25 protein-coding genes are annotated in these 23,266 nt (G+C 68.7%); 10 read left to right on the top strand and 15 right to left on the bottom strand.

All coding sequences use genetic code 11. The features are described from left to right. The first annotated feature begins 243 nt into the window (after positions 1 to 243). Positions 244 to 594, top strand: a complete 351-nt coding sequence (locus ACI2L1_RS24810) for a hypothetical protein (protein ID WP_404741538.1) — start codon at positions 244 to 246, stop codon at positions 592 to 594. 355 nt (positions 595 to 949) lie between these two features. On the opposite strand, the gene ACI2L1_RS24805 is transcribed toward ACI2L1_RS24810, so the two are convergent. After that, the gene (locus ACI2L1_RS24805; protein ID WP_404741537.1) at positions 950 to 1,852 is read right to left on the bottom strand and encodes a Ku protein; all 903 of its coding nucleotides are present in this window, start codon (positions 1,850 to 1,852) and stop codon (positions 950 to 952) included. Positions 1,853 to 2,102: 250 nt separating this feature from the next. On the opposite strand from ACI2L1_RS24805, the gene ACI2L1_RS24800 reads away from it, so the two are divergent. From ACI2L1_RS24800 to ACI2L1_RS24785, 4 genes are all read left to right on the top strand, one after another. After that, on the top strand, positions 2,103 to 2,312 hold the full coding sequence (locus ACI2L1_RS24800) for a DUF6207 family protein (RefSeq protein WP_404741536.1): 210 nt from the start codon (positions 2,103 to 2,105) through the stop codon (positions 2,310 to 2,312). An 842-nt stretch (positions 2,313 to 3,154) separates the two neighbouring features. Further along, the gene (locus ACI2L1_RS24795; RefSeq protein WP_404741535.1) at positions 3,155 to 4,168 is read left to right on the top strand and encodes a DUF6192 family protein; all 1,014 of its coding nucleotides are present in this window, start codon (positions 3,155 to 3,157) and stop codon (positions 4,166 to 4,168) included. A 2-nt stretch (positions 4,169 to 4,170) separates the two neighbouring features. Continuing rightward, on the top strand, positions 4,171 to 4,584 hold the full coding sequence (locus ACI2L1_RS24790) for a hypothetical protein (protein ID WP_361710018.1): 414 nt from the start codon (positions 4,171 to 4,173) through the stop codon (positions 4,582 to 4,584). Positions 4,585 to 4,617: 33 nt separating this feature from the next. Then, the gene (locus ACI2L1_RS24785) at positions 4,618 to 5,475 is read left to right on the top strand and encodes an IS5 family transposase (RefSeq protein ID WP_404741534.1); all 858 of its coding nucleotides are present in this window, start codon (positions 4,618 to 4,620) and stop codon (positions 5,473 to 5,475) included. Positions 5,476 to 5,850: 375 nt separating this feature from the next. Here the strand turns inward: ACI2L1_RS24785 and ACI2L1_RS24780 are convergent, their stop codons facing one another. Both ACI2L1_RS24780 and ACI2L1_RS24775 read right to left on the bottom strand, forming a co-directional pair. Next, on the bottom strand, positions 5,851 to 6,066 hold the full coding sequence (locus ACI2L1_RS24780; RefSeq protein ID WP_069757814.1) for a hypothetical protein: 216 nt from the start codon (positions 6,064 to 6,066) through the stop codon (positions 5,851 to 5,853). A gap of 436 nt (positions 6,067 to 6,502) precedes the next feature. Beyond that, a complete protein-coding gene (locus tag ACI2L1_RS24775) occupies positions 6,503 to 7,018 on the bottom strand; it encodes a hypothetical protein (RefSeq protein ID WP_404741533.1) in 516 nt (171 codons plus the stop codon). A gap of 195 nt (positions 7,019 to 7,213) precedes the next feature. Here ACI2L1_RS24775 and ACI2L1_RS24770 point away from each other — a divergent pair, with 195 nt between their 5' ends. The 3 genes from ACI2L1_RS24770 (at position 7,214) to ACI2L1_RS24760 (ending at position 10,521) form a co-directional block, all read left to right on the top strand. Beyond that, positions 7,214 to 7,810, top strand: a complete 597-nt coding sequence (locus ACI2L1_RS24770) for a hypothetical protein (protein WP_404741532.1) — start codon at positions 7,214 to 7,216, stop codon at positions 7,808 to 7,810. 426 nt (positions 7,811 to 8,236) lie between these two features. After that, on the top strand, positions 8,237 to 9,436 hold the full coding sequence (locus tag ACI2L1_RS24765; protein ID WP_404741531.1) for a ParA family protein: 1,200 nt from the start codon (positions 8,237 to 8,239) through the stop codon (positions 9,434 to 9,436). Beyond that, entirely contained in the window at positions 9,433 to 10,521 is a 1,089-nt protein-coding gene (locus tag ACI2L1_RS24760; RefSeq protein WP_404741530.1) for a ParB/RepB/Spo0J family partition protein, read from the top strand. The genes ACI2L1_RS24765 and ACI2L1_RS24760 overlap by 4 nt, the downstream gene beginning before the upstream one ends. A 239-nt stretch (positions 10,522 to 10,760) precedes the next feature. On the opposite strand, the gene ACI2L1_RS24755 is transcribed toward ACI2L1_RS24760, so the two are convergent. Together ACI2L1_RS24755 and ACI2L1_RS24750 are read right to left on the bottom strand one after the other, a co-directional pair. Then, entirely contained in the window at positions 10,761 to 11,750 is a 990-nt protein-coding gene (locus ACI2L1_RS24755; RefSeq protein WP_404741529.1) for an HD domain-containing protein, read from the bottom strand. Between the two features lie 264 nt (positions 11,751 to 12,014). After that, on the bottom strand, positions 12,015 to 13,535 hold the full coding sequence (locus tag ACI2L1_RS24750; RefSeq protein WP_404741528.1) for a hypothetical protein: 1,521 nt from the start codon (positions 13,533 to 13,535) through the stop codon (positions 12,015 to 12,017). A gap of 348 nt (positions 13,536 to 13,883) precedes the next feature. Between ACI2L1_RS24750 and ACI2L1_RS24745 the strand changes: the two genes are divergently transcribed. Together ACI2L1_RS24745 and ACI2L1_RS24740 are read left to right on the top strand one after the other, a co-directional pair. Further along, on the top strand, positions 13,884 to 14,417 hold the full coding sequence (locus tag ACI2L1_RS24745) for a hypothetical protein (RefSeq protein ID WP_404741527.1): 534 nt from the start codon (positions 13,884 to 13,886) through the stop codon (positions 14,415 to 14,417). Beyond that, complete coding sequence (locus tag ACI2L1_RS24740) at positions 14,354 to 16,270, top strand: P-loop NTPase fold protein (protein ID WP_404741526.1); 1,917 nt, start codon at positions 14,354 to 14,356, stop codon at positions 16,268 to 16,270. Before ACI2L1_RS24745 ends, ACI2L1_RS24740 begins: the two co-directional genes overlap by 64 nt. 135 nt (positions 16,271 to 16,405) lie before the next feature. On the opposite strand, the gene ACI2L1_RS24735 is transcribed toward ACI2L1_RS24740, so the two are convergent. The 10 genes from ACI2L1_RS24735 to ACI2L1_RS24690 form a co-directional block, all read right to left on the bottom strand. After that, entirely contained in the window at positions 16,406 to 17,113 is a 708-nt protein-coding gene (locus ACI2L1_RS24735) for a hypothetical protein (RefSeq protein ID WP_404741525.1), read from the bottom strand. 134 nt (positions 17,114 to 17,247) lie between these two features. After that, positions 17,248 to 17,967, bottom strand: coding sequence for a hypothetical protein (locus tag ACI2L1_RS24730; protein ID WP_404741524.1), 720 nt, complete (start codon positions 17,965 to 17,967; stop codon positions 17,248 to 17,250). A 93-nt stretch (positions 17,968 to 18,060) separates the two neighbouring features. Further along, positions 18,061 to 19,179 (bottom strand): DNA polymerase III subunit beta, encoded by a 1,119-nt coding sequence (dnaN, locus tag ACI2L1_RS24725; RefSeq protein WP_404741523.1) that lies wholly within the window; start codon positions 19,177 to 19,179, stop codon positions 18,061 to 18,063. Next, positions 19,176 to 19,649 (bottom strand): hypothetical protein, encoded by a 474-nt coding sequence (locus tag ACI2L1_RS24720; protein ID WP_404741522.1) that lies wholly within the window; start codon positions 19,647 to 19,649, stop codon positions 19,176 to 19,178. The genes dnaN and ACI2L1_RS24720 overlap by 4 nt, the downstream gene beginning before the upstream one ends. A 4-nt stretch (positions 19,650 to 19,653) precedes the next feature. Next, positions 19,654 to 19,980, bottom strand: coding sequence for a hypothetical protein (locus ACI2L1_RS24715; RefSeq protein ID WP_404741554.1), 327 nt, complete (start codon positions 19,978 to 19,980; stop codon positions 19,654 to 19,656). Positions 19,981 to 20,164: 184 nt separating this feature from the next. Then, entirely contained in the window at positions 20,165 to 20,632 is a 468-nt protein-coding gene (locus ACI2L1_RS24710) for a hypothetical protein (protein ID WP_404741521.1), read from the bottom strand. Beyond that, entirely contained in the window at positions 20,629 to 21,300 is a 672-nt protein-coding gene (locus tag ACI2L1_RS24705) for a GGDEF domain-containing protein (protein ID WP_404741520.1), read from the bottom strand. Before ACI2L1_RS24705 ends, ACI2L1_RS24710 begins: the two co-directional genes overlap by 4 nt. A 220-nt stretch (positions 21,301 to 21,520) precedes the next feature. After that, positions 21,521 to 22,030, bottom strand: coding sequence for a hypothetical protein (locus ACI2L1_RS24700; RefSeq protein ID WP_404741519.1), 510 nt, complete (start codon positions 22,028 to 22,030; stop codon positions 21,521 to 21,523). A 191-nt stretch (positions 22,031 to 22,221) separates the two neighbouring features. Next, a complete protein-coding gene (locus ACI2L1_RS24695; RefSeq protein ID WP_404741553.1) occupies positions 22,222 to 22,659 on the bottom strand; it encodes an RRQRL motif-containing zinc-binding protein in 438 nt (145 codons plus the stop codon). Between the two features lie 191 nt (positions 22,660 to 22,850). Further along, positions 22,851 to 22,994 (bottom strand): hypothetical protein, encoded by a 144-nt coding sequence (locus ACI2L1_RS24690; RefSeq protein ID WP_404741518.1) that lies wholly within the window; start codon positions 22,992 to 22,994, stop codon positions 22,851 to 22,853. Positions 22,995 to 23,266 lie beyond the last annotated feature (272 nt).

The following is a 23,266-nucleotide window of genomic DNA, read 5'->3' as shown; positions in this document are numbered from 1 at the left end:
TGACCCACCACCCACCTTCCTTGTTCTTCCTGCTGTGGGGCGTGGTCCGGGGGCGTAGAGGGGAGGTCAGAGCCCCGACCACGCCCGTACGGTGGGGGTGACCTGCACGGATGCGGCGGCGCCCGTCAGGCTCGCGCAAGAGAAGTCGCAAGAGTTGGTGCAGGAGAAGACGCGAGGGTTGGTGCAGGAGATGTTGCCGCGCGGCAGACCGGAGCACGGTTCGAACAGCAGTACCTTTACTCCGTGGCAGCTTCGTACGACTTCCCGAAGGACCTGACCGACGCTCAGGACGAACTCCGTCAGGTCCGCGCTGATCTGCAGACGCTCTACCGGCGGGTGCCGTGGTCGGTCGAACCGCTGGACGCGTGGGAGACGCACGAGAATGCCTGGCGGCCGGCATCGCGCCCCGCCTCCCCCGGCTGGGACCCCCAGGACGCGGCGGAGATCGCCCGGCTACGGGCACGGGAACGCGAACTCGCCACGGCGATCGTCACGCACCCGTACTGGAGCAACTTCGCCGCGGCCGACGTCCTCGCGGCCCGGACCGCGCTCAAGCACCACCACGAGCAGCAGACGGCCAGCGCCTCCAGCTAACCGCCGACGCTTGTCGTCCAGAGCGCGCCGCGCGGCCCGACCGTCCCCCGGCCGCCGCACCCGTCGACGGCCCGGCGCGGCGGCCCCCGCCCGGCGCGCAACACCGGTGAACGAGCCCCGCTCCCCGGCCGCGCCCGCGCCGCCCATCCCGCCCTCCCACACCTCAACTCCTGCCAGGGCATGGGCGAAGGGGGTCGCAACGGGGATGTCCGCGGCCCGACCACGCCCTACGGGCGGGGTGACCTGGGCGAATCCCGAAGTGTTGGTAAGGCTCGCGCAACATCCAGCGCAACGGATTCACATCGTGGCCCCCGGACGGCAGCCCGACACCGGCCCCCTGCGCGCGGCAGAACCATCAGGCGCTTCGTGATCGGCGTGCAGTCGTCTTCTTCGTGGTCTTCTTCGCCGTCGTCTTCTTGGCCGGCTGCTTCTTCGCGGCCTTCTTCTTCGGCATCTCGTGGACGTCGGCGTCCTCGCCACGGGATGCCTTGGCCTGCTGGACAGACTCGTTGAGTGCGGCCATGAGATCGAGGACCCTGCCCGGCTGCTCCGGCTCGGGGGCTTCGGGAAGGGGCTTCTCTTCCCGCTTCGCCTCAATGATCTTCGCCAGGGCGTCGGTGTAGGTGTCGGTGAACTCGGAGCCCTCGAGGTCGTCCTGAGTCATGCGGTCAATAAGGGCGAGCGCCTGCTCGATCTCCTCTTCCGACACCGTCTCGTGCGGCGGGTCGACAGCGGCCGGATCGCGGACCTCGTCCGGCCAGCGCATCGCATGCAGCACGATCGCATCGTCACGCAGGCGCAGCAGTCCCAGGCGTTCCCGGCCCGACCATGCATATTTGGCGATCGCGACCTTCGACGACCTGCCCAGGGCTTGGCGCAGCAGCTTGTACGGCTTCGCCGCGACCTGCCCGTCCGGCACCAGGTAGTAGCCCTCCGCGATGCGGATCGGATCGATCGACTCCAGCGGCACGAAGGCCTGGATCTCGATGGCCTTCGCCGTGGGCAGGGGCAGGTCCTGCAGCTCCGCGTCCGAGATCGCCACCACCTGGTCTTTGGCGTACTCGTAGCCCTTGCCGATCTCCGACTGGGGGATCTCGCGGTCCTCAAGGTCGCAGATCTTCCGCACCCGTACCCGGCCCATGTCCTCCAAGTGGTACTGGTGGAACTGGATCGAGTGATTCTCGGTCGCGGACGCGACGCGGATCGGGATGGTCACGAGACCGAAGCTGATCGCACCGGACCAGATCGTTCGGGGCATGGCAAGCCTCCTGCGATACGCCCCGAGCCCTCCCAGCCTAAAAGCACCACCGGCACCAGGCACCCGAGCAGCAGATGGCCGCCACCGCCAGCGGCTGGGTTCGCCAGCGCGCTGACCTGCCGTGGTCGGCCTCGTGGTCGGGTCCTCCGCCGTGGTCGGGGCTGGGCTCCCATGCCGACTCTCGTCCCCGGACGGGTGAAGCCCGCACGATCGCCAGAACCTTCACCGGCGACGGCACGTCATGCCGGGTATGAGGCCGATCCATGACACGCACGTTGAACAGCCGGGCCTGGCCGTCGTCGAGGTCGCAGCCGCCGACGATGCGACCGCCTTCGCCGTCCAGGACCTGCTCGCCGCCAACTACGCGATCGCACCGGCCGACCGCACGGTCCACGAGCCCGGAGAGCCCGGCGTCCGGCTGCGCCTCTTCCTGGACCTGCGCCAAGAGCCCGGCTCGTAGCGCTGCGGGGGGCAGCCGCGTCCCGCTGACCAGCCGTGGTCGCAGTCATGGACGGGGCTGGCGGCAGCGTGGTCGGCGCCGTGGCCGGTCTACTCGGTGGTGTGGTCGGGTCGGGAGCCCCGGCGGGAAGTGCCGCTCCCGTATCTCCCCATTGGTGTAGGCCGACGAAGCCGGTGGCGCCGGCCTACACCTGGAGCAGTACTGGACGGTTCGTCCATGGCCGGTACCACACCGCCGCAGCCTCGAGCCAGCGGGCCCGACAAGGGCACAGAGCTCAGTAGGTGTTTTTGATCCCTGGCCGTGAGCTGCGCCTGCCTGGATGATCTGTGGTGTGGGGGTTGGTGGGACGGCTCGGCGTTACTGCCGGGAGTGTGGTGATCCGCTGCCGCAGACGATGGCGGCGGAGGCGGTGTTTTGCTCGGGTCGGTGCCGGTCACGGCGGTGGCGGAGGCTTCATCGGACCCGGCAGCGGGTGGCTGCGATGCAGCGGGGAGAGCACGCGGAGTGCCCGGTGTGCGGGCGGTCGTGGACGGTGGGGGTGGAGCGGTCGAAGGCTGCGGTGTACTGCTCGGACCGTTGCCGGGTGCGGGCCTGCCGTCAGCGGCGGACATCACGGAATGACGTTACGGAAACGCCATAGCCGAACGCCTCGTGGACACCTTCAACACCCCATGTTGTGCACGGTAGTTGGGAGGGACTGCCGAGCGCTTCGAGCGCCCCCGGTTCACGCTCTGTCTCGGCGTGTCGCGCCCGCGTCACGGTGGACGGTGACCGGGGCCGGAGCCCCCTAGACCGGTCACGTCGTGGTGGCCGGGCCGGACCCGGGCGAGGCGGTGGTCCTCATGACCGACGTGGCCGACCGGATCGGGAACGTCACCCGGCAGCGTTACGAACAACTCGTCACCAGGGCGAAGGAGCTGATCGCCCAGATCGCCCGCTCGCAATTTGCTCTGGGTGACATGGCGTTGGAGATCGAGCCGATGAGGGCGGTGGGCGGGTCGATGCCGAACGGCACGGATGACTTGTTCACGGTGACGGAGTCGTTGCAGCTGTTCGCGGATGACATCGGCGTCGAGCGCCGGACTGTGGAGGACTGGCGCTACACCGCCAACCGATGGCCCGAGGGACGCCGCAAGGACGGCGTGTCGTTCACCGTCCACCGCATCCTCGCGTCGGTCGCGGACGAGGACGAACGATGGGCGGCGATCGCGGACGCACCGTTCAACCCACGCACCGGGGCGCGGCAGTGGACGCCGGACGGCGCGAAGCGAGTCGTCGGCCAGCGGGTCGACCGGCCGGTCACGGTCGATGAGAAGGTCCAGGCCGTCGCCGACCTGACCCGGGACGACGAAGTCGCCGCCCAGGTCGCTACCGACCTGCTGAAGCGGCCGGCGGTCACCGAACACGTCACCCCGGCCGAGCGGGTGCGGGTCGTCACGGAGCTGACCAGGGACGACACCGTCGCCCAGCAGGTGACCACGGACCTGCTGCGCCGCCCTACCGTGGCCCGCAAGACGATGCGGGACGACACTGCCCGGATGCTCGTCAACCGCGCCCAGTTCGACAACTCGCACGAGACACGCGACAGGATCCGGGAACGGACCCCGGCCGTCCGCGCGATCGAGCACACCATCGAGTACCTCGACCTGGTCGGCTCCTGCCACGGCTTTGTGGCCACGCTCGGCCGCCTGGTCCCGCAGCTGCGGGACCAGGAGTTCACTGAGGACGAGCGCGAGACCGTGCGCCGGCAGATCGGCCGGGTCCGAGCGGCGGCCGACTGGCTCGAAGGGGCGCTCGACAACGGCGAGTTCACCCTGGACGAGCAGCTGGTCCAACTACTCAAGGGCGAGGAGTAGCCATGCCGCGACGGCGGGAGGCCCGGCCGCTGGCCGAGCACTACGGCGACCTGGTCCGCGTCGCCCTGATGGAAGCCCGCCCCGCCGGCCTGCACACCTACCAACTCATGGCCGCCACCCGCCTGACCCGCTGGCAGGTCGGCCGCGGCATCCGGCACGTCCGCGATGTCGTCGCCGCGGAGAACCTGACGCCGATCACCTGGACACGGCGGGACGGGTTCATGTTCTCCGACGACCCCGCCGACTGGATCGAATACGACAAGCGGCAGTTCCGGCAGATCCTCGGCCGCCTCACCCGGGTGATCACGGGCACGCTCGACCCGCACCTGGCCCGCTACCCCGACGACGAATGGGCCCAGCTCGCCACCGCCCAGCTCACCGGGGTGCGCGCCACCCTCGCCCAGCTCTCCAAGTAGCCCCCGCCACCGATCATCCCTGCCGAGCCCGCCATGCCCGCTTCATCCCGTCGCCGCCGCTATCCCTCCGACACCTCCGCCGCCGAATGGGCACTCCTGGAGCCCCTGCTGCCCGTCCCAGCCTGCCAGACCAAGACCGGCGGCCACCCGGAGAAGTGGCCACGGCGAGAGATCGTCGACGGCATCCGCTACATCGTCGACAACGGCGCGAAATGGCGGGCGCTGCCTGCGGATTTCCCGCCGTGGGAGACGGTTTACGGGTTCTTCTGGCGGTGGAACCGGGCCGGGGCCGTCACCTACATCCGTGACCAGCTCCGGCGCCGGGTCCGTACCGGCAAGGGCCGCTGCCCGCACCCGGTGACTCTGATCGTCGACTCCCAGTCCGTCAAGGGAGCCTCCACTGTCGGCCGCAACAGCCGCGGCTACGACGCCGCGAAGAAAATCAACGGCCGCAAGCGACATATCACCGTGGACACGCTCGGCCTGCCCGTGATGATCACGGTGACGCCCGCCGACATCCAGGACCGCGACGCCGCCCGCGACGTGTTCTGGCGCCTGCGTCTCACCCAGCCGCAGATCACCCAGGTCTGGGCCGACCGCGGCTACGCTGGCGACCTCGTGGACTGGGCCCGCGACCGCCTCTGGCTGAGCCTGCGCATCGTCTCCCGGCCCAAGGGCGTCAAGGGCTTCGTCGTCCTGCCCCGCCGTTGGAAAGTCGAGCGCACGATCGGCTGGTGCATGAACGCCCGCCGCAACGCACGCGACTATGAACGTCTGCCTCAGCACTCCGAAGCCCACCTGAACTGGGCACTCATCACCATGATGACCCGGCGCCTCACCCGCAAAAACGCCCGCGCCAGCATGTGGACCAAGAGGCCCGCCTCAAGCTAGGGGCTGATCACTGAGCACGACGCCCACGACGCCGCTTGGCACGCCCGGATCCCCGGAATCCGTCTCGCAGGTTGATGAACTCAAGGGCTCCAGCGATCCCTCGGCCGATCCATCGCAGTAGACGGGGCGCTGAACTTGTCAGGTCATCCACGGTGTTTCCCCCCAGCGGCTTTCACAGCGGAGCCTGCCGCCATGATCGGAACTCTCCTCCACAAGGTATCCGATGTCACCGAGCCGAGTCCGACAGCCAGTTCGATGAGAGACGCGCCTGCTGACATGCCGGTTGAGGAGGCCGACGCACGCAGCGCAGACGTCGGGCAATCGGCACGCTCTGGTCTCCTGCCCGTAGCCAGTTTTGGGTTCAAAAACACCTACTCAGGGACTACCCGACTGGGTGACACCCTGCGCGAGTTGGCCGACGACATCGAAGACGGTCTGGCCGAACGCGGTAGGGGCGATCAGCACGCCGAACACCAACACGATCACGACGGTCAGCTTCTCGTCGTTCCGGCTCCGGGCCTCCGTACGCCTGCGCAGCCGCACGACGATGATGACCGCCAGCAGAACCGCAACATTGATCGACAGAACCACCGGCCCGCCCTCCCCGTCACACGAACGTCCCAGCCCACAAGTAGCTCGAACCACTCCATGCGGTGGGCTGATTACTGATCGTTGGCGGCAAAACGCTTCTGCCCGGCCGGATTTCCGGCCTTGACCGGCCCGCACAGCCGCGTTCCACCCCACAGGCTGCGCGGTGCGAGCAGAGGCCCTGAACCTCTTGTCGGGCCATGACCGCCCAGGGCCTCCGCCTGCCCGGGCCCGAACCCGGCCAGAGCTCGGTCCCGCATCCGCCACCGGAACGGACAAGGGACCGCGGACACAGCGCGGGCGGGTCACACGACCAACGCGAGCGGCATCCCAACGGACACGGCCCACGTCAGCGTCGATCCTGTTCGTCAGCCCTGCGGAAGGACTTCCGTGGGGGGCACGACACGACGGCCGTCACCGTGTTCACCCGGTTCCGGCATCACCGGCTCGAGAACTCCCCACGCAGCGCCTGCGCAGCCTTCTCGCAGGCGAGGGCGACGTGTTCACGGAAGGGGTAGATCTTCGGGTCGGTCGCGGCCCTCCGCAAGGCAGCGAGTGCCTCGATCCATTCCACGGCGTCTTCGGGCAAGGTGTAGGGCTCCCCGTTCAATCGTTGCGCTGCTCGGGGTGCCAGCGGGATCCGGTCCGGATCCTGGAGTACGACGGTGCGCACCACGGTCTCGGTGCGCTGCACGACTTCACGGACCGGCTCGCGGCTCTGGCCTCCGTCGCTGACCGGGCACTCTGCGCGGTCCTGCGCAGTGCGCAGCTCCCAGGCCCGGCGGCGGTGGACAGGGCTGCAGTAGCGCGGCGGTCTGCCCCGGCCGCTGTAGGCGACCGGTTCACCGCACCACGCGCAGGTGCGTCCCACGAGCTGCTCGCGTGCGGTCGACGTCTCGGAGACGGAACTCCGACCGAGATCGTCCGGCCCACCTTCCGGGGCTACTTTCGTCACAAACGAAACTCTAGAGGCGTGTGTACCGGGCCATTCACCTGGTTCCGGCGAGATTGACCCAGGAGTACGAGACCGCCGGAGCCGTCTTGCATCACCTGCATGACGTCGCCTTGGGCCAGGCCCTCGATGCGCACCCCGCACCGAGTCCTGCGCATGATGGACATAGCAGGGGGGCGAACCGCGAAGAGGATCGTCATGAAGCTCAAGGCCGCCAGCATCGCGGTCGTCGCGGTCCTAGCCGTCGGCGGCAGCGCGACAGCCTGCGGAGGTGGCGGAGGTGGCGGAGGCAACTCCACCCCGCCCAGCAGCACGCCACAGACGCCCCAGCAGTCGCAGACACCCAAGGCATCGCAGATGCCAACCGACAGCACACCCAGGCTGGCCGTGGGACAGACCCTCCACATCTCCACCTCGCCCGCGGAGCTGGCCAGGCCGATCCCTCCCGGTGCCGCCGACGTGACCCTGCTGGAGGTGCGTGTGTCCAAGGACTTCGACGTGCAGAAGGCAGAACCCGGCAAGCAGGTCGTCATCTGGAAGTTCAAGGTCACCAACACCGGACCGGACGAGTTTGACTTGTACCCGTTGACTGCGCCGAGCCGGTGGACGTCCAACGCCCAGGTGGCGACGCCGGGACTGTTCCTTGGTGATGTCGGTGACTCACTGCAGCCCGACCCGCGCCCGGGGGAGAGTGTCACCGGCTCCGAGGCGGCAGTCGTTCCCGACCAGGACGGGGTGCTGGAGTTCGCCGACCGAAGCGGCAACCCACTGTTCGAGATCGCCGTCACCCGGTAGAGAGTCACCAGCAGCGGTCGGCGAGGTTGCCGGACGAACCCCGCACCACCGAAACGGGGCAGAGGTGATCTCTACTCCATCCGCTCAACCAGGGCGAACGACGTGCATAAACGCCGGAAGCCTCCGTGCCCACGTCCACGGCCGCGTCGTCGGTCGAGGGGGTGGCCGTCCACTCGTACTTCAGCGCTCGGCCTCGAAGGTCACGAGGCAGCCCGCGCATGCTCTGCGAGGATCGATAAAGCCGGAAACCCCGACCGTCGATCACGAACTTCTCGAGTTCTTCCTTCGTCTGTCGCTGGAGTCTGGAGTTGGGAGGGCTGCTTCAACACACTCTGCGGCAGCGTCGTTTCGGGTGTTCACCTGTCGTTGGGGGTTCCCTCAATTCCCCACCGGTGCGCCCGCTCCGCGAGCCTCAACAGGTGATGCGTGAGCTGGCTTCCCTCTCAGCACGCAGCTCACCTAGTAAAGTTCGGCCGCATGAGCATCCCGAGTCCCAGAGGAGAACGAGAGAAGCTAATTACAGCTCTCACTCCGAAGCTGCGCAGGCACCTGAAGATCCGCGCCTTTGAGCACGGAATGGACATCCAGGACGCGACCGAGCACGCCATCAAGGCCTGGTACGAAGCCGATGACGTCCCCGAAGTCGACACCGAGGGAGCCAAAACCTGGGGGACGTTCCTCCCGGTCGGCGGCCCTGACGAGTTCAAGGCCGCCTGCTCGGAGCGCGGCATCACCTACGTGCAGGGTCTCGCGCAGGCGTTGACTCTGTGGCTCGACAACCACCCCTCCCCCACGACCCCGTTGGTGTCGCAGCCGGTCGTGCGGGTCATAGTGGCCAACCAGAAGGGCGGCGTAGGCAAGACATTCATCTCCTCCGGCATTGCCCAGGCTCTCGCAGAGGCCGGGCATCGCGTCCTGATCATCGACTACGACCCGCAAGGACACCTCACTGCCGAGCTCGGCTTCGAAGACCTCATGTACGAGGACGACGTCGAGACGCTGATGATGCACATGGACGGCACCGCGAAGGGTGACATCCATGACCTGCTGGTCGCGTTGGACCAGGAGCGCTTCGGTGAGCGGTTGCATCTACTTCCCGCGTCCGACGACGCGTTCCTCCGGGACGTCGCCCTGTCCAAGGTGAGCTTCAGCGAGGCCGCCCTGGAACGTGCTCTGGAGCCGTTGGAAGAGGATTACGACGTCATCATCATCGACGGCCCGCCCAGCCTTGGTCTGAACATGGACACCGCCCTGTACTACGTGCGCCGCCGCGAAGGTGAACTTGCGGACCGATCAGGCGTCATCACCCCCGTCTGGGCAAACAAGGCGTCCCACCGCGCCTTCCGGTTGCTGAAGTCCCAGAAGGACGACCTGTGCACGAAGGGCCGGATCCAGGTCGACTACCTGGGACTGATCATCAACGCGTACGACAGCCGCCGCGGCAAGCTCGTCAAGGAGAACAAGGATGAGTGGGAGAAGAGCAGTTCCCCGCCCGTTCTGGCGGTAATCGGCGACCTGAAGGAAGGCCGCGAGGCCGCTGACGGCGAGATCCCACTGCTTGAGTACGCACCGGACAGCGAACATGCGCAGGCGATGCGCGACCTGGCGAAGGAACTGGCGGTATGAGGAACACCAGCAAGAAGGACGGTCAGCCGCGGATCACGCGCGGCTTCAGCATGGACGAGAGTGCGGCAGGCGGAGAGCAGGAAGGTCCCCGGCGCGTCCGGACGCGCTCCCAGATCATGAGCGGGGAAGGCAAGAGGCCCCCGGCCTCGGTTGCACTGAAGCTGCTGGCGCACAATCCGTTCAACCCGCGCGAAGAGCTCGCCAACCTCGATGAGACCGCGGATTCGTTGCGGGCCAAGGGGCAAATCCAGCCGGTCACCGTGGCGCGGCGCGCTGCCTTCCTGACGGCGCACCCCGGGCAGGAAGAGACGCTCGCTGAAGCCGAGTACGTCGTCATCGACGGCAACCGGCGTCTGGCTGCCGCCCATCTGGCCGGCCTCAAAGAGCTGCGGATCGACGTCAACGACGACCTCGCGGCAAGTGCGGCGGACCTCCTGGAGTCCGCGCTGATCGCCAACATCCACCGCGAGGATGTAGCTCCACTGGACCAGGCGAAGGCTATTCAGGATCTCGTGAAGGTACACGGGTCGCAGGGCGAGGTGGCCAGGCGCCTGGGGAAGACGCCCCCCTGGGTGTCGCAGCGCCTAGCACTCCTGGAACTCACGCCCGAACTGCAGGAGCAGGTGGAGACGGGAGAGTTGAAGGTGGAACCGGCTCGCCGAATCGGCCGGCTCCCCAAGGCTCAGCAGGCGGGCGAGGCGAAGAAGGTCATCGAGGCCGCCAAGGCCCCTCGCCAGCGGCGCAAACCTGCGGTGGAACAGGCCGGCGAGGCCTCAACCGTTAACGCCGTTAATACCTCCGAGGGCGGGGCGCCAGCAGGTTCCCCCGCACCGTCGACCGTTAACGCCGTTAATACCCAGAGGGCTCAGGCCCCGGAGAGCGCGGCGCAGCCCGAGGCCGAACAGCCGGACCAACTGCCGTACGGCGATGCGCTCTCGGTGGTCACTCAGCTGCACCTGAAGATGACGCCAGAAGTCTTCGCTGAGGGGGCTCGCGTGTGGCTGAGGATCCTGCGCGAGGAGCACCCTGACGCGTACGTCACCCTGCTCCAGGAGCTGGACCAGCAAGCGCAGCAGCTTGCCTGATTTCCCACGGCCCTGAAACGCAAAGAGGCCCGTACGCCCCGAAGTTCGCGGGGCGTACGGGCCTTTGCCGTGCTCAAAGTTCTATGTCATGCCCCCGAGCGGCGAGCTCGTACAGCGCTCTGGTCACGCAGTTTCCGCCTGGTCGATGGTGGCCGCCAGGAGTGTCCTGGCCAGGTCCCACTCGGCCTGGCCACGTTGGGGTGAACATCTCGGGTACGTGGCCACGACCTAGTCGGCGCTCAGGTCCACCAGACGCGAAATCTGGTGGGCAGCAGTCTGAGATGGTCCAGTTCGGCGGCCAGTTCAGGCGCTGAGACCTCGAGGCGCTCGCCATCAACCAGCGGGGCAGAGCTGTAGATCTTGCGCAGCGCGTAGTTCCAGGCCGACGGGTCATCGGGAACTCCACCAGATACGACCTTCAACCGGTGCAGTTCGTATCGCAGCATGGTGCCCTCGGCACGTGTGGCTTCGAGAGAGTCGAAGGCGGACCACAGTTGCGGATCAGTCATCCGGGCCAGCCGGTATGGATCGGCTGCCCCGCCGTCGAGCAGTCGGCAGACCAGCCGCCGCACTACGGAGACTGGGCCCACATTCTCCCACGAGGTGTGCAGTCGTGCTTCTGCGCAGACGAGGTCGACAAGCGTTCCTGCCGTTTCGCGATCGGTTGAGATCGCAGCGTCCTTGAGTTCGAGCCGATCCAACAGAACGGCCGGATCGGCGTTGAGCCGCCCAGAAAACCGCCCGCTGCGGACGTAGGAGTCAAGGTGGTCGAGGTTGAGCAGGCTGGAGTGACTGCTCAGCGGGGAGGCGGACCGTTTGTCCATGGTGGCTACGACCGCATCAGTGCTGATGCCGTGCCTTGCGAGTACAGCGCGGACCGCGTCGGCCTGGAGCAGATCGGTGCCAATGGCGTGGTGGTTGAGGTCGGCGACGCCCTCGAAAGTGTGGCTGAGCGGCAGATGGCCGATGTCGTGCACCAGCGCCGCGACCCGCAGCACTTGGTCATCGCGGCGGAAATGCGAGACCAGGGCCAGGACCCCCAGGCTGTGCTCAAGCCTTGAGTACGACTGCAGGGTGCTGATCGCCGAGGCCCCGCCGTGCGCTATGAAGTGCAGGCGCCGCAGCGGCTCACTGCGCAGCAGGTCGACTTCCACCGGGGTGAGATGGACGGAGATGCGCCAGAGCGGATCAGTGAACACCTCGCGCAGGCCCACCACATTGGTCGGCACGGACCCTACGGCGACTGCCCCGCGGTCTTCCCCTAAGACTTGATCATTCCGGCTACTCATCGGGGCACTTTAATCCGCGGGTCCTGGCCATGCAGGTGAGATTTTCCATCCCCGCCTGCGATGGCCACAAGCAGCGAGACACCCCGAAGACCAGCGTCTCACCCCATCTGTCCAACCCCAGGTCAGCGACTTACCTCAGGCCACGATCACGGAGACGGGACAACAACTAATCGGTCTCGCTATTCGGGCGACATCGGCCGTCGGTTAAGGGGTATCGCCGACCTGTTGCGATCGGGCGTGATCGAGCACGGGTCGCGGGAGTTCGGTGCCGTACGCGTGGGTTTGGTTGAGTAGCTCCCTCAGGCCGGCGGGGGCGTGATGCCAGTGGTCGTCCAGGCTCACTTGCGTACTGAGGTCGTCCATGAGTTGGGAGATGACCCAGGCGGCCTCCGTGGGCCGGTCTCCTCCGCCGGGGCCCCACCAGAGGTGCTCTCTTGGGGTGCACGGCCCGGGATGGATCCGGTCGTCCGTGGTCCGTATCCACACGGTGTCTTCCAGGATCACGGACTTAAGCTGGGCGTCGGGATCCGGTATCCGCAGCGGGGCCAGGAAGACCCATGTGCTGTCGCGCGAGGACCCTTTGCGGATGACAGGAATGCCCGACGTGCAGTCGGTGTAGAAGGTCACGTCCTGAGCGTCGTCAGCGAGGACGGCGTGCAGTGCGGTAGGGGCGCACGGTGTCAGTTGCTGTCCCCATCGGCGGGCGGCGGACCCGCGGGCGTGCACTTCGGTGTGCGGTCCGAACGGCAGGAGGTCGGCTGCGTAGCGCATACCGATCTCCAAGGGTTCGTAGGCTTCGAAGAGCCGGCTGAAGGCGATGGTGCGCCAGCCTGCGGCGAGCACGTCATGGTCATCAATGCGGGGCAAGGGATAGCCCTCGGTGCGGTGCCGGGCAGCGATGAGGAGCGGGTCGCCGTGGGGATTCCCACCGTGCTCGCCGAAGATGCGTATCTCACTGTCAAGGCTGCCGATGTCTTGATTGCGCAAGGAGTTGGCCAGATCCACCAGTGCCGTCCCGGCGGCGTCGTCAGGCCACCGGACGGTGGCTGCCTGCCGCAACGTGGTCTCCTTTTCGTCGGGCAGGACCTCGGCGAGCGTGACAGGTGCGCCGGGTGACCATTGGCTGATCACGTCAGAGCGTCGCAGCGCACTGGGCCACCAGGGCAGCGGCTGTCCGACGAGTCGAGTGACCAGGCCCCACTGAGCCTCGTACTCCAGATGTGGCTGTGCGGTGTCGGCCGCGATCAGGGCCGGTCCCGTGAATCCGATATCGCCAAACAGGGCACACACTGTGATCACGCCCTGGGAGCCTGCGTCCTCGGCCAGCTCTACGGCCATGGCGCAGGCTGCACCGAAGCGGGTGATGTGCAATATGCGCACGACACCGAGATCTGTCTCCCAGTCCATGGCCGGCCCCTGTGAAGTGGGCTGGAATCCGACCCACTTGCCGGGAGCGACAGCCCGTGTGCCCAGGGATGGATCAAGCAGCACGGCGCCCCGCTCGCGAAACCGGCCGGAGCGGGCGGCCCAGACGTAGACCGAGCCGCCATCCCACCCCCAGTGGGGCTCCGTGCCGAGTACTTGGTCAAAGTGACTGAGATATCCCTCGGATCCATCAGGGAAGCCTTCTTCCTCCTCCAGGAGACGATCCAACTCGCCTTTGCCCAGGTGGAGGAGTCTCTCCACTTCGTGCCTGCGCAGGAATGCCATGTGCCGCCCGGCCAAGATGCCCTCTCCTTGGTGAAGTTGCTCTACGGATGGTGCCGTGCGACGTGCCGATTGCCACAGTCACAGGTGCTTCTCGAGTGGGAGGTACCACTGTGCGACGTCGGTGCGCGTGCGCCGAAGGGAGATGCCGCGCCCCAACGGGCTGCATCCATGAAATGACGTCACCGCAGCTGCTACCAGCAACATTGCGTCAACTTGCTTCGTGTCAGGACCCGTTAAGCATGAATGCTCCTACGATGCTGGCTCGGTCCTGTAGCGCCGTAAGGAGTGTGCGGTGTCAGCCATCGGCGGTTTCCCGTCTTACTCGGCCCGCGGGATTCGTTCGCTGCATAGAGGAAGGCATGGATGCCCAGCGGAATCTGGCACCTGGAGCCCCGGAGAATCCGGCCTTGGTACGAGCGTGCCGTGGCGGCGTCGGTCGAGCACCCGGAGATCCGGACGTATCTGGACCTGGACCGGCCGCAGGTCACCGAGGAGCACCTGCGGCAGGCCTTCGACCAGCCCCGGATCATCTCCGAGGTGCTGCGGGCCGATCCCGCCTACTTCGAGCTGCGCGGGAAGGCGGCCCGCGTCGACGCCTTGCGCCAAAGCCTCATCGAGGTCCGGGAGCAATGCCGCGCCACGCCCTTCTTGCCCCTCGTGTTCCTGGTGGCCCTCACTTACTGGCTGACTGACGCAGCGATCGGAATCCCATGGTGGGTGCGCCCAGTGGTCCTTATCTGGCCGCTCGGCTACTGCGGCTGGAAGGAGTTCAGGGACCCGGACAACCGGAGCAACTTCATCGACCAGATGCAGACTGCCGCGTATGGCGTGCTATGGGCAGGCCATACGCGGCCGACACCGAGGTGCGCCTGGCCTGGTGGGCGCTCGTCAAGCTGAAACGGACGATGAACCCGATCATGCGGCGCGAGATGACGGCGCTGCTCGGGCCTGATCACGAGTCACTGCTCGTGACCCACAGCCATGACGGTCTCATCGACGCCAGCAACTCCCGATACTGGATATCGACGCAGGTCGAGTCCGCCCTGCAGCGCAAGCTCGACCAGATGAGCGGCGGGGCGATCGCGATCTGCGGCCCACGGGGCGTCGGCAAGAGCACCCTGCTGAAGAAGGCCTGCCAGGGCCGGCTCGGCCCGTTTCCCGCACTACATTTCCACACCATCGTCCAGACGCCGGCCAACTACCGCCCCGAAGAGTTCCTGCTCTCGCTGTTCCAGTCGGTGTGCCGGGATTACCTCGCGCTCTACGGCCGCCGGCCGCGTACCCCGTTTCTGTTCCGCTCGCGGGCGCGTGCAGCGCACCGGCCCCGGCGCCTCTACCACTCGGCCCGCCGGTGGGCCCAGCTACTTTCCGGGCTCGGCCTGGTCGTCCTGGCGATTCAGCAGGAAGTTCGCGAAGTAGCCGATGCCATCTACCAGTCCGCTCATCCCGCCGCCGCAATCTGGGCGGTGGACGTGCGGGAGTGGACGGTGACCGCGTGGCAGGAGCATCCCACGATCTCCCGTCTGGTGCTGCTCGCGGCGGGAGCGCTTTTGGTGTGGTGGGCGAATCCCAGGACCTGGCTCAGCGGGAGGCCGGCGCGGCGCCTCGTACAGGACTGCCACAACTACCTGAATCTTCTGCAGCACATCCAGTCCGTCAGCGCCTCGACATCGCTCGGCGCGTCGGGCCGCGCGCTCACCCTGGGCATCGGCCGTACTAGCGGCAGCAGCTCACGCACCTTCACCTACCCGGAGCTGGTGTGGGAGTTCCGCAGCCTGTTGTCGCGCATCAGCGCCATCGAGCGCCAAGACAACTGGAAGGTCTTCATCGGCATCGACGAGCTCGACCGGCTGGGTTCGAGCGAGCAGGCACGCGCGTTCCTCGCCGAGATCAAGGCCATCTTCGACGTACCCCGCGTGTACTTCGTGCTGTCGGTGTCAGAAGACATCGGCGCGGCCTTCATCCGCCGCGGGCTGCCCACCCGCGACGTCACCGACAGCTCCCTGGAAGACGTGCTCGTCATCGAGGCTCGCGCTCTGGAGGAGTCCAGGCAGTTGCTGCAGATGCGGGTGCCGGGATTCACCGATCCCTTCGTCGCGCTTGTTCACGCGCTGTCCGGCGGGCTCCCGCGCGACCTCATCCGCTACACCCGCAAGGTGACCGAGACACACCGGCGCACCGGGCAGCCCGGGCTGGCGGCGCTCGCCCGGGATGTGCTGTGGGAGGAAGCCGCACAGGCCTTGGCTGGGTTTCGCGTACTGCTGGCCCGCCACGACGACTCCGCCGCCACCGCGCACACGGTGCACGACCTGCACACCCTCATAGCGCTGATCCGCGACGCCGACTCCACTCGAGCCAACCCCGAACTCGAACAGCGCATCCTGCAACTGGCGCACGCCGTGCATCCTCCCCACGGTGAGGGCGCCGACCCGATCGGCGAACGCGACCAGCGCTGGGAGGAGTTCTCGTGCTACCTCTACTTCATCGGCACCCTGCTCGAGGTGTTCGCGCGACGCAACTTCGCTGCCCGCAAAGCGGCCTACACAGGCCCCGAGAAACCGCCCGCTGCCGACCTGCAGCGACTGGCCGAAGCACGGTTGGAAATGACCGTATCCCCGCACAGCGCCCGCAAGATCCTCGAACAGTTCCGCGTGCACTGGGCACTGCGCCCCGCCACCCTGCCGCGGATCGTGCCGCAGCCTGGACCGGACGCGCAGCACAACCGAGCCGCAGTGCACAACCGCTCCTGACACCCTCCGCGTACGACGCACTGCTCCAGGAGCTGACCCAGTAAGAGCAGCAGCCTGCCTGAGTTCCCACAGCCCTGAAACGGAAAAAGGCCTGTACGTCCCGAAGTTCGCGGGGCGTACGGGCCTTTGCCGTGCTCAGAGTTCTATGTCATGCCGCCTTAAGTGGCGGTCTCGTGCAGGGCTGTGTCGCTCGCCAGTTTCCTCGTGGTCGATGGTGGCCGCCAGGAGCGCGGCGATGTCGGTCTCGTAGGGGTCGTGGTAGGCGGCGTGGTCGCTGACGGCGAACAGCGTCGTCTTGGCCACGGCCCCGGAGCTTCCCTTCTGCAGCAGGGCGTTGAGGCGGTCGGCGTCGCGTTCCGTGTGACGGCACTGGGTGTATGGGCCGATCCGGAGCAGGAGCTGCCCGAACTCGTCGTGCGGGTACCGGGCGATGTGCACGGCGTAGTGGGCCTGGGGCATCGCGACGTCGTCGGGGAGGTCCAGGCCCGCCGCGGCGTGGGTGAGCATCCGGTAGGCCGGGTTCCAGGTGCCGAGGATGGTCGACGTCTCGCAGCGCAGCCAGCCCTTGCTGGTGTAGCGGTCGGCATAGGGCGTGTACGGGTCGTCGGGGTGGACCAGGGTGACGGCGATGGCGTCGGGCCCGTGATCGTCGCCGGGGATCGGGTGGGCGCGCTCGATGAACGGGCCGATGCGGATGGCGATGTCCTGGCCACTGCCGGGCGTCCAGGGTTGCGGGTTCTTGCGGGCGGCGAGCAGTGCGCGGAACGCGTCGACGACGGCCTGATCCTCAGGGGTGAGGGTGCCGGGAGCGTGGCCGCAGCGGCGGAAGAGACGGTGCTTCACTAGGTGAACCTGCCTTCCAACTGGGGGATGGGGGTGCGGGCGAACCCGTTCGGGTTTGGGTGGGCGCCCTCGCGAGGATCGGTCCCGACCGTCTGCACTCGCGGTCGTGACACCAACGTCCTGAGACGGCGCGGCTAGGTGGTGGGTGTGCTCGCGTCGGCGGCCGCCGGCTGGGCAGCTTTCGCCTCGAGTTCGGTGTGGCGCTGTTGGAGCTGGTCGATGGCCGCGTGATCGGTCAGGGCCGTGGTGATGAGATCGCGCTGGTACTCCATGCCGGCGACGACGCCGCGGTGGTAGCGGCACTGGTCCTGTGCTTCGGCGCAGGCCGGGCAGTCCTCCCAGTTCATGTCGTCGTACGGTGCGGTCTCCGGTCCGGGGAGCTGCGGCCTGGCGGGGCCGTTGGGGGCGGGGAAGAGGTAGGTGCGGGTGAACAGGTCCTCGCGCCAGGTGGGCGGCAGCTCGGTGAGAAAGGCGGCCAGAGCTTGCGCGATGGCGGGGTAGTGGTCGTACAGGGATGACCACAGTCGTTTGGCCTCGGTGTCCGGGTCGCTCGCTGCGTTGAGCCAGTCGGCCTCCCGCGCGTAGTCGCGGATCTTCTCGCGCCGTTCCTCCCAGTGGCTGGTGTCGATCCCGGCCTGGATGGCCGCGCCCATGACGCGGGTGTCGTTGAGGAAGTCAGGGTCCATCTGGCGGTGGGCGAGGTCTTCGGCGGCGGCCAGGTCGCGGTCGGCGAGGGCGGCCAGGGCCTGGTCGGTGAGGAGGGCGGAGCGCTGCGTCCAGAAGTCCGCGTTGGCGTAGGCGGCACCCAGCAGCCGGGTGCGCAGGTGGGTGAGGCGGGTGGTGGTATCCGTCATGAGGGTTCTCTCGGTGAGTGGGCTGGTGCTGCGGGGCGGCCGGAGCATGTCGACGGCCGCCCCGCAGGTCAGGGTTGGGCCTGTGCGGCGGTTTCAGCCGCTGAGGCGGATCGGCATGAGGAGGTAGCGCAGCGCCTGGTCGTCGCTGCCGTGGCCGCGCAGGACGGCGGGCTTGGTGGCGGTGGTGAACTGGAACTGGACGCGTTCGGCGTTCAGGGCGTTGAGGCCGTCGATCAGGAAGGACGGGTTGAACGCGATGCTCAGCTCGCCGCCTTCGAGGCTGGTGTCGACGTTGTCGACGGCTTGGGCGTCGTCGCTCGTGCCGCCCTCCAGCACGAGGGTGCCTTCAGCCGTGAACGTGAGCTTGATCGGCGATTCCTTCTTGGTGGAGACCAGGGAGACGCGCTGCGCGGCCGCCTTGAGCGCCGCGACCTCCACCGTGGCCTCGTGCTCGAACTCCGTGGGGAAGAGCGCCTCGTACTTGGGGAGTTCGCCCTCCATGGCGCGGATGGTGTTGGTGTGGCACTCGCCGCGCAGCGTGAACAGGCCCGAGCTCGCGGTGGGCAGGGCGATGTCGACGGCGGTGTCGTCGGCGACGGCCTTGGCGGCGTCGATGAGGGCCTTGGTCGGGATCACGGCGGTGCAGTCGGGCAGGTCGGCGTCCTTCCACGCCAGGGTGCGCACGGCGAACCGGTAGCGGTCGGTGGCCTGCAGGGTGAGGGTGCCCGCCTCGTTGTCGTGGCGCAGGCCGATGCCGGTGAGCAGCGGCAGGGTGTCGTCCTTGCCGACCGCGCTGGCGACCTGGGCAACCGCTTCGGCGAGGTCTGCCCCGGCGAGGGTGCCGGTGGTGGCGCCCGGGTCGGGCAGGGCCGGGTACTCCTCCAGGGGCAGCGTCGGCAGGGTGAAGCGGGCGGATCCGGCGCGCAGCAGCATGCGGCTGCCGGTGAGTTCGAGGTGCACGTCGCCGCGGATGGTGGCGATGATGTCGGACAGCAGCCTGCCGGAGATCAGGGCGCGGCCGTTCTCGGTGACGGTGGCGGGGGCACCGGTGTCGGCGGACACCTCGTAGTCGAAGGCGCTGACGCGCAGCCAGTCCTCGTGTGCGTCCAGGAGGATGCCGGCCAGGACGGGGACCGGCGGTCGGGCGGGGAGGCTGCGGGCGGCGTAGCCGACGGCGGCCGCGAGATGTTCCTGTCCGATGGTGAGCTTCACGGGCGGATCCCTTCAGGGGTGGCGGGGAGGTCCAGGAGGAGCTGTTCGGTGCCCGGGGCCGCGGCAGTACGGAGGGTCTGCGGGCGGGTGGGCGGCATGACCGGGGTGGCGGCATCGCCGACGTCGACGGCAAGTTGCCCGGCGTCGGCGAGGGCCCGGGCGCGGGTCGTGGCGCGCGTGACGGCGTGGTGCCCGGCGTCCAGGTGCAGGTGGCAGCCCTGGCACATGGCGCGCAGATTCGCCGGGTCCACGTGTTCGGGGGTGTGATCGAGGTGGGCTGTGGTGAGGCAGACGGTGCTGCCGGTGCCGCACGCCGGAGCGCCGTGACGGTTGGGGCAGCGGCCGGGGTGGGTGCCCCGGCCGCATTCGCCCTCGCACTCGCACCGCCATCCGGCCCGCTCCTTGATGGCCAGGGAGATCTGCGGCCAGTCGGGCGGGTAGCGGTGGACGTTCTCGGGCCGGATCGGCACCGCTCTATGCCGTGAGGGCGTGCACGAGCCGGTCGCAGTTGCGCTGCCGATCCTTGGGGGTGAGGGGCTGGCGCGGCATCGGCCCGTTGAGCTCGCGGTCCAGGCGCACGATGCGGGCCTGGTTCACGGTCAGCGGGGTGTGCCGGGCGGCTGCGGCCCGCTCGCGGCGGGCCTGGTCCTGGTCGGCGAGGACGTCGATCCAGTCCGGTCCGAGGCGGTCGACCAGCCGCTTCCGCAGCGCCTTGCGCTGGTGGGGGGTGGTGGCCGCGAAGATCCCGACCTGGGTGAGGTCCTTGTTGACGAGGGCCCACTTGAGGCAGTCGGTGACCAGGGGGCAGCCGGAGCAGGCACGTCGGGCCTTCGCCAGCTCCTGCTCCTTGCGCAGTCGCCGTAGTCGCGGTCGAACAGCTGCGGCTCGGTCTGGCAGCGGGTGGGGGTCGGGCTCTGCGGCTGGGGGAACCGCGGGTCCGGCGTGCCGTGATCGCTGTAGTGGGCGACACCGGTGCGCGTGCGGGTCATGAGGTGGCCTCCGGGAACAGCTCGATCAGGTGGGGGAGTTGGGTGAGGACCTGCTCGAACACGTCGAGCGGGACGCGCCATGGTCCGAGCGCCCCGCGGCACGGCACCGGCAGCGGCAGCTCGTGGACGTCGTCCAGCTGCACGTGAAAGCAGCCGGGCTGCGCCCACGGGGAGCACGGGCCACCGGTGTCGGTGTAGGAGCCGTGGGTGCCGGTGATGCGGGCGACGGCGAGGACCGCGCTGAAGTGCAGCTGGTGGCCGCGGATCGTGCGGGCCACGAGCGGGTCGCGCAGCGCGTGCCGGTCCATGCCTGACTCGGCACCGGCGTGCAGCAGGCGCCAGCCCGGCGCCCACGACTTGGGCCGGTTCTCGATCCGCTTGTCGCCGTGCACGATGCACGCCGTCCAGGGCTGCTTGATGGTGATGCCGCGAATCCAGTCGGGGGCGTACAGGGTCGGGTTCATGCAATCGCCCCCAGGCTGGCGGTGCCGGGGCGGCCGACGCGGCGGCCGTTGACCGACGCCGCAGTGGCGTGAGAGCGGTCGGCGAGGACGGCGCGGCCGGTGTGCTTGCCCGCGTACATGGCGGCGTCGGCAGCCCGCAGCAGCATCGGCAGGTCGGTGGTGCCGACCGTGTCGGGGGTGGCGGCGCCGATCGAGACGCCGACGTCGACCAGGTGGCCGTCGCCGATGTCGACGGGCTGGGTGAGCGCGGCGGCGAGCTGGTCCAGGCGCAGCCGCCGACGCGCCGGGCCGATCCGTACCGCGAGGGCGAACTCGTCTCCCCCGAGCCGTCCGACTACGCCGCGGCTGCCCGCCCATGTGGTGAGCCGGTCGGCGGTCGCGGCGAGGACGCGGTCGCCGGCGGCGTGCCCGAACGTGTCGTTGATCTGCTTGAAGTGGTCGACGTCGCAGATCAGGACCATCGCGGCCGTCGTGTAACGCGCGGTCAGTGCGGTGGCCCGGGCCGTGTAGCCGTCACGGCCGTACAGGCCGGTGAGCGGGTCGCGGCGGGCCGCGGCGAGTTGGCGGTGCAGGCTGACGGCGTGGACGGTCCAGCCGGTCAGCGGCACAGCGGCCGCGGCGATGACGAGTGTGCGGGATGGCTGCCCTAAGGCGCCGGGTATGGGCATGATGGGATCTCCTCCCGCCCGTACGGGCGGACAAAGGGAAGAGGCGCACCCCGGGCTGTCCAGGCGTGGGGGTGCGCCTCTTGCTGTGTGATCTGGTGGGGTGTGATGCCGGGCGGCAGGGCCCGGTGCGGCATGCTGAAGGCTGCCGGTGTCGTACGACGCTGGTGGCCTGGGGGCGTCCGTGCGCCCTGACTTGCCGATGCTGCGGGCGCCTCCAGGCTCAGAGGACCGCGACCGGCCTGCCCAGCGGGGCGACGGGCCGGATACTGCGGCAGTCCCCCAGGTTCTCGTCGTGCACGGACTTGCCGTGGGTGGGCCGGAGTTCGGCGAGGATCTCGATCAGCATGTCCTGGCTGTCGAGCACGATGTCGGTGTAGCCGTGGCCGCAGGTGCACGGCACGATCAGGGTGAGCACGTCGACCGCTCCGTCGAAACCGATGCGCAGGGTGTGGTGCAGCCACAGCCCGCCGTCCAGCCAGGCCGTCGCGCCCGGCTCGAAGCCGAAGCCGGGGGCGTGCAGGGCGGGGTGGCCGGTCCAGTCCATCGCGTCCAGCACCCTGCCGAGGGTGTCCGGGTAGGCGGTGTAGATGTGGTGCGCGGCGGCTGTGACGGCGTCCTCGCGCTGTTCGTCCTCGGTCGGCTGGCCGACGGCCTGCGCCATGTCGAGCAGGTGGGCCAGCGGCGAGTCCGCCGCATAGGGACGGGTCGCCGCGTTCAGGGTGTCGTGCATGTGGAGCTCCCTTCCGGGTGTGATGGGCCGGGCTGTCCGGTCCTGCGCCCGTTCCCGCCCTCGCGCCGGCGAGCGGCGCAGGGGCGGGAGGGGACGCAAGGTCGTCAAACCAGGGCGTTCGCGGCGGCCGCGAGCAGGAGGGCGAGCGCGGCCAGGCTCAGGTCGACCGCGCGCCGCAGCTGGCTGTTGGTTCAGGCGGCCAGCCGGTGCGCGACCGCGGTGACGACGTAGCTGGAGGGGTCGGCCGGGGTGCCGTCGTAGCACTCCAGGCAGGTGCCGAGCTTTTTGAGCGGGAGGCAGTGGAAATAGCGCCGGCCGCAGGGGCCGGGGCAGGTTTGCCGAGCCGCCATCGCCCTGTCGAGCGCGGCTTCCTTGGCGAGCGTCATCGGCAGCTTCGGCTTCGCCAGGTCGATCCGGTACAGCCAGGCAAAGCGCCGGCCGCCGCGGCATTCGATCCGCGCAACGGGATCCTGGCCGCCGGGCCGCAGCCCCATCTCCCGCAGCTGCCTGCGGGTTGCCAGATTCGCGTGTCCGGCTTGCTTCCACCTAAAGACCGGTAGGGAGCCGTCGCCGGGATCGTGCGGGTCGACGTCGACCAGGTCGACGTCTTCGTGCTGCGGGGCGCCCATCATCGCCACCAGGCGCCGGGCAGCCGTCGGGGCCGGTGCGGGTAGCGGAGGCCGGGCCGGTGCGGGCGGGGCCTGCCGATCCGGCGGCGCGGTCGGGGAACGAGCACGAGCGATCTCCTCCAGCAGGTCGTGGACAGCGCCTCGCCCCCGACACAGACGATGTGTCGGGGGCGAGGCGCGGGTGCGGCGGGTCAGGAGGCGCCGGTGGGCGTGTGCGTGCTGTGCGGGCCGGGCGTGGCGGGGGCCGTGTGTCCCGGGCGCGGGGTGTTCGGCTGCTGCGCGGGAGCGTCGCCGATGTGGGTGCCGACGTAGTAGCCGGCCAGCAGGCCCAGCAAGAGAAGCACCTTGTGCCGGTTGGCTCACCACCAGGTGGGGGCCGGGGGCTCCGTGAGGATGCCTATGACGGTGGGGCCTTTCGCCAACGCACGATCTCCTTCTGTCTCGGGGAAACGGGGCGGCCGGGCGGCCTGTCCGGACCTCGCGCTCTCGCGGCTGTGCGCGAGCAGGGCGAGGACCAGGCGGAACACCCGGACATCGACGCGTGACGGACTCACAGACTGCGGGCCCGCACCCCGTGAATGAGGTGCGGGCCCGCAGTGGCAGATCC

The organism is Streptomyces sp. NPDC019531 (assembly GCF_044903305.1).
Classification (GTDB): Bacteria; Actinomycetota; Actinomycetes; order Streptomycetales; family Streptomycetaceae; genus Streptomyces.
The sequence above is the reverse complement of the archived record's forward strand: the minus strand, read 5'-3'. Positions and strand labels throughout refer to the sequence as shown.